Here is a 5,406-nt window from a genome sequence, read left to right on the forward strand (position 1 = left end):
CCGGGCGGGCCGGGCACTCCGGCGGTCCCCGGGGGGTCCGGGAGGGCGTCGGCGGGGCGGGCGGCGGCGTGCGGGAGGGCGGCTGCCGGGCGGCGGGCGGCGGGGAGGCCGTGTACGGGCCCGGCTGCCGGTGCGCCGTGTACGGGGCCGGCCGCCGGTGCGCCGTGTACGGGGCCGGCCGCGGCCGGGGGGCCGGGGGCGCGGAGTGCCGGCGGGGTCAGGGGGGCGCCGCAGAATCCGCAGCGGTCGCCCAGGAATTCGAGCCCGCACCAGCGGCAGCGTTCCCTGCGCACGGAGGAGACGAGCTGGTAGAGGACGGAGATGTCGGGGATGCCGGCGGCGAACTCGGTGAGCTTGCCCGTGCCCCACCAGCTCGCCGAGTCCTCGGGGAGGGGCACTTCGGTGACGGACTGGACCTGCCAGGTGCGGGCGAGGGTCTCGCCGAGCCAGGCCGAGGGGCGGTCGCCGTGGGCGAGGTAGAGGCGGGTCGCGAAGTCGGGGCCGGGGAGTTCGGCGCCGGGCACTGCCTTGACGAGGCGGGGCTCGGGGTGTGCCTGGACCGCGTACTGGGTGCCCGGGAGGCGGGAGCGGGCATGCGAGCCGAGCGGGACGGGGACGCGGTCGAGCCGGGCGAGCGAGCCGAGCACGGCGCCCGCGTGCACGTAGTGGGCGAGGAGCCGGGCGGCCGAGGCGAGGACGCCGGGGGTGAAGTCGCAGACCGAGAGCTGGCGTAACTGGAGGGCCACGAGGGCGATCCCGAGCGGGGGCAGGTCGAGCCCGACGAGGGTGACGCGCTCCGCCTCCAGCGCCGCGCGGGCGGTGCGCACGCGGCGGATCGTCTCCGGGGCGGCGGCGGTGGAGTGCAGCACGATGAGCCAGCCGTGCTGCTCCAGTAAGGCGTGGAGTTCGGTGAGGGCGTCGGCGAGCGGGGCGCCCGTCGCGGCCTTGAGCGCGACGGCGCCGGGAGTGTGGCGGTCCGGCGAGGGGAGCACGAGGTCGCTCCCGGTCACGGCGACAGCGATCGGCACGGTCCCACCCCCTGTCCTTCCCCGGTCCACCTGCGCGCGGGCGCGCGAGGCCCGGTGCTTTCCCGGTCCCGTTCGCGGTTCCGGTCCCCGTTTCCCGGGCGGGTGCGCGCGAGCACGCCGAGCCCGGTCGAGCGGCACGCTGCCTCTCGCTCCTGCACCATATCCAGCCGCAGCACCCTCAACACCCCACTTCGCAGGGTTCGTAGGGCCTTACGACCGCGCGGGGTTTCCACGGCTGAACGCCGGATCTTGGCCGGAAAGTGCGGTTGTGCGAGGAGGGTTGGGTGGATTGTGTCGGCTTGCCCGCCGCCGGTGACCGCTTCCGTGACCGGATGCGCCGGGCGGAAGGGGGCCTTCGGGCCCTTGCCGAAACATCTGTCCACTCGTGTCGGGGGGTGCCGAGGGGGGCGGGGCGAGCGTGAGGCGGGGACGGGCGGGACGGGGGCGAGGCGGGCCGGGGACGGCGGCGAGGCGGGCCGGGGTGGTCAGGCGAGGCCGGCCGTGAGGGCCCGGCGCACGGCGTCGGCCCGGTCCTTGATGCCCGCTTTCGCGAAGAGATTGTTGATGTGCGTCTTGACCGTCGCCTCGCTGCCGAAGAGCTTCTCGGCGATCGCGCGGTTCGGCAGGCCCTGGCCGATGAGCGTGAGCACTTCGCGCTCGCGGGGCGTGAGGTCGGCGGGCAGCCCCCGGGCGGGCTCGGGCGGCCTGGTGCGCACGGTGGCGAGGAGGTGGTCCTGGACGGCGCGGTCCAGGACGGACTGGCCCGCGGCGGCGGCGCGGATCGCGCGCACGATGTCCTGGCGTCCGGCGTTCTTCGTCAGGTAGCCCCGGGCGCCCGCGCCGAGGGCGGCCAGGATCGAGTCGTCGTCGGCGAACGTGGTGAGCACGACGACGGCCACCTCGGGGTGTGCCTCGCTCAGCCTGCGGGTGGTCTCGATCCCGTCGAGCACCGGCATCCGCAGGTCCATCAGGACGACGTCCACGGGACCCTCGGCGACCGCGTCGAGCACGCCGCCGCCGTCCCCGGCCGCCGCGACGACGTCGATGTCCTCGGCCTAGCCCAGTACGGCGGCGAGCGGTTCGCGCACCGCGGCCTGGTCGTCGGCGACGACCACGCGCAACGGCCGTGCGGTCTCGGTGGGTTCACTCATCGCGGGATCACTGCCTCCACGTGCCAGCCGCCCTCGTCCGGTCCCTCGGTGACCGGTCCGGCGGTGAGGGTGCCGCCCAGCAGGGCGACGCGTTCGCGCATTCCGATCAGCCCCATGCCGCTGCCGGTCGCGGCCTTCACCGTACGGCTCGCGGGCCCGTTGCGGATCGTCAGCGCCGTCGAGGACGCCGTGAAGGCGAGCTCGACGCGGACCGCGCCGCCCGGGGCGTGGCGGGCGGCGTTCGTCAGGGACTCCTGGCCGATCCGCAGCAGGTTCCGCGTGACCTGGGCCGGTGCCTCCACGGGGGTGCCCGTGACGGTGAGCGCGTCGCGGTGGCCGGAGGATTCGAGCATCGCCGTGAGGGTGTCCACGAGCGGCAGGGCGTCCTCGCTCAGCGCGTGGACGGTCCACTGCGCCTGCTGCAAGCTCTCCTTGACGAGGCTGTGGGCCTTGTCGTTGGCCGCCCTGACCTTCGCCAGATCCCCGGTGTCGAGGAGCGCGTCGGCCAGTTCGAGCTGCATGTTGATCCCGGCCAGCGAGTGCGCGAGGACGTCGTGCACGTCCCGGGCGATCCGGCCGCGTTCGGCGAGCACGGCGGCCTGCGCCTCGGCCCGGGCGGCGCGCTCCCCGCTCTCGGCCGCCGACAGCGCGGCGTCCACGGCCTGGTGCTGGACGCGGTTGAGCATCCCCATCACGAGACCGGTGCGCCGGTGCTCAGGCCGACGAGCCAGGGCACCGCGTCGTGCCCGGGCGCGGCGGGCAGGGCCAGGCCCCCGGCGCTGAGCAGTCCGCAGGCGAGCGCGAGGAGGAGGGCCTGCCGGGTCGGCAGCCGGTAGCCGATGTGGCCGCAGAGGAAGTAGGCGAAGAGGTATCCCGTACCGGCACCGCTCACGCCGATCAGGGCCACCGCCGCGAGGACGCCGAGCGAGAGCCAGAGGAGCGCGGCGCGCGGCGGGACCTTGTCGCGGGGCAGGCCGCGCGCGAGCAGCGCCGCGCAGTTCAGTACGAAGAGGACCGCGACCACGAGGCCCCGGCCGCCGGACCCCATCGGCCGGATCGTCAGGGGCCCCGCTGACGACGACCGCCGCCGTCAGCGCCCACTGCACCCAGGGCTCCCGCCCCGGGACCGGCCGGTGCGGGGCCGAGGGGGGCGGGGCCTGCCGGGGGGACGGGGCCGTCTCGGGGGTGGACACGGCCAGACCATAGCTCACGGCCGGACCCCGGCCCGGCTCGCGGCGGGGGCGGGCCGCGTGGCGGTGAGCAGCCGGCCGCGCACGAAGATCGTGGCCAGCCGCGTGACGACCTCGGTGAGCGCCATCAGGACGAAGGCGGCCACCCACGCCTGGTCGCTGGTGATGTGGTGGGTGAGGCTGAACCGGGCGACGTCGTCGGCACCGCCGTGCTGGGTCCACAGCTGGAAGCCCATCCGGGCGCCCATGCCGAGCACCCACAGGACGGCGGAGACCACGCCCGCCTTGATCAGGACGTGTCCGCCCGCGGCCCTGACCCGGGTGCAGACGCCGCCGGCGATGCCGAGCGCGGCGCCCACGGCCACGAGGGCGCCGATGAGCACGAGGTCGTTGCGGCCGGTGGGGACGGAGCTGAGGTAGGAGGGGGCCACGAAGGCCACGATCCCCAGCGGGATCAGGAAGGTCTTGAGGTCCAGCCGGTCTTCCCGCAGCTGCCGGAAGACGACGAGGAGGAGAGCGATGTCGGTGATCCACTCGGTCGTTGTCATGTCCCCAAGCCTGCTGTCGGTGGGCCTCCGACGCCTGGACCCGTGGGTGGAATCCGGGGTGGAGAAAGGGGGGCGGCGGTGGAGGCGGAGAGCGCGGGAGCGGGGCGGCGACGGGGGCGAGGGTGCGGGGCGGGAGTGCCGGAGGGGGCGGGAGTGCGGGAGGGGACGGGAGTGCGGGACGGCGGGAGTGGCGGACGGAGCGGGGCGGGTCGCCACGAAGGGCGGGGATTGTCCCCGTATCCGCCGGGAGAAGTCCCGCACCGCCCCTTGACAGCACTTATTGGTCTGGACCAGCTTGGAGGGCGATGGCGCCCCACCGTCGTCAACTCCCCCCACAGGAGGCACTTTTATGCTGCATTCCCCCCACCGCCGTTCCTCGCGCGCGGACCGTAAGCGCCGTGGCGCGCTCGGGACGGCGCTCACGGGCCTCGCCGCGCTCGCGCTGGGCGCGACGGCGCTCACGGCCGGGATCGCGCCCGCGAGCGCCGCGGAGCAGGAGGCGGCCGTACCGGCGCACGCGCTCACCGGCTACTGGCAGAACTTCGACAACGGCGCGACGGTCCAGACCCTCGCGGACGTGCAGGACCAGTACGACATCATCGCGGTCGCCTTCGCGGACGCGACCGCGACTCCGGGCGCGGTGGACTTCAGCGTCGACTCGGCCGGTCTCGGCGGCTACACCGAGGACCAGTTCAAGGCGGACGTGAAGGCGAAGCAGGCCGAGGGGAAGAGCGTCGTCCTCTCGGTGGGCGGCGAGAAGGGCACGGTCAGCGTCAACGACGCAGCCTCGGCCGGAGCGTTCGCGGACTCGGTGTACGCGCAGATGGAGGAGTACGGCTTCGACGGGGTCGACATCGACCTGGAGAACGGCCTCAATTCCACCTACATGTCGCAGGCCCTGCACGACCTCGCCGCGAAGGCCGGTTCGGGTTTCGTCCTGACGATGGCCCCGCAGACGATCGACATGCAGTCGACGTCGAACGAGTACTTCAAGACGGCCCTGGACGTGAAGGACATCCTCACGGTCGTCAACATGCAGTACTACAACAGCGGTTCGATGCTCGGCTGCGACGGCCAGGTGTACGCGCAGGGCACGGTCGACTTCCTGACCGGGCTCGCGTGCATCCAGCTCGAAAGCGGTCTCGACCCCTCGCAGGTCGGCCTCGGCGTCCCGGCGTCGGCGAGCGCGGCGGGCGGCGGCTACGTCGCCCCGAGCGTCGTGAACGCGGCGCTCGACTGCCTCGCCAAGGGCACGAGTTGCGGGAGCTTCAAGCCCGACAAGACCTACCCGGGCATCCGCGGCGCGATGACGTGGTCCACCAACTGGGACGCGTCCGAGGGCAATTCCTGGTCGGACGCCGTGGGCGCGCACGTGCACGGGCTGTAGCCCGGCCTGGACGGAGCACGTACGGGGTGCGTACGGGGGCGGGTCGTGCGACCGCTTCCGTACGTGCCCCGTACGGCCGTTGTCGCGCGTCCGGGGCGGACG

General features: G+C 74.2%; 3 protein-coding genes and 2 pseudogenes. 1 reads left to right on the forward strand and 4 read right to left on the reverse strand.

The genetic code is table 11. The features are described 5' to 3' along the window. The 4 genes and pseudogenes from SSBG_RS09035 to SSBG_RS09050 form a co-directional block, all read right to left on the reverse strand. The coding region (locus SSBG_RS09035) for a hypothetical protein (protein WP_008745877.1) at nucleotides 1–1,028 on the reverse strand (1,028 nt) is incomplete at its 3' end. Between the two features lie 485 nt (nucleotides 1,029–1,513). Beyond that, nucleotides 1,514–2,179 (reverse strand): annotated as a pseudogene (locus SSBG_RS09040) (response regulator). After that, nucleotides 2,176–3,285 (reverse strand): annotated as a pseudogene (locus tag SSBG_RS09045) (sensor histidine kinase). The pseudogenes SSBG_RS09040 and SSBG_RS09045 overlap by 4 nt, the downstream one beginning before the upstream one ends. Before the next feature lie 101 nt (nucleotides 3,286–3,386). Continuing rightward, nucleotides 3,387–3,917: a hypothetical protein gene (locus SSBG_RS09050; protein ID WP_008745879.1), complete on the reverse strand. Its 531-nt coding sequence runs from the start codon at nucleotides 3,915–3,917 to the stop codon at nucleotides 3,387–3,389. A gap of 349 nt (nucleotides 3,918–4,266) precedes the next feature. Between SSBG_RS09050 and SSBG_RS09055 the strand changes: the two genes are divergently transcribed. Further along, nucleotides 4,267–5,304 carry a chitinase gene (locus SSBG_RS09055; RefSeq protein WP_008745880.1) on the forward strand — a complete coding sequence of 346 codons (1,038 nt, stop codon included), beginning with the start codon at nucleotides 4,267–4,269 and terminating at the stop codon, nucleotides 5,302–5,304. Nucleotides 5,305–5,406: the final 102 nt, after the last annotated feature.

Origin of the sequence: Streptomyces sp. SPB074 (genome assembly GCF_000154905.1) — a bacterium.
GTDB lineage: Bacteria > Actinomycetota > Actinomycetes > Streptomycetales > Streptomycetaceae > Streptomyces.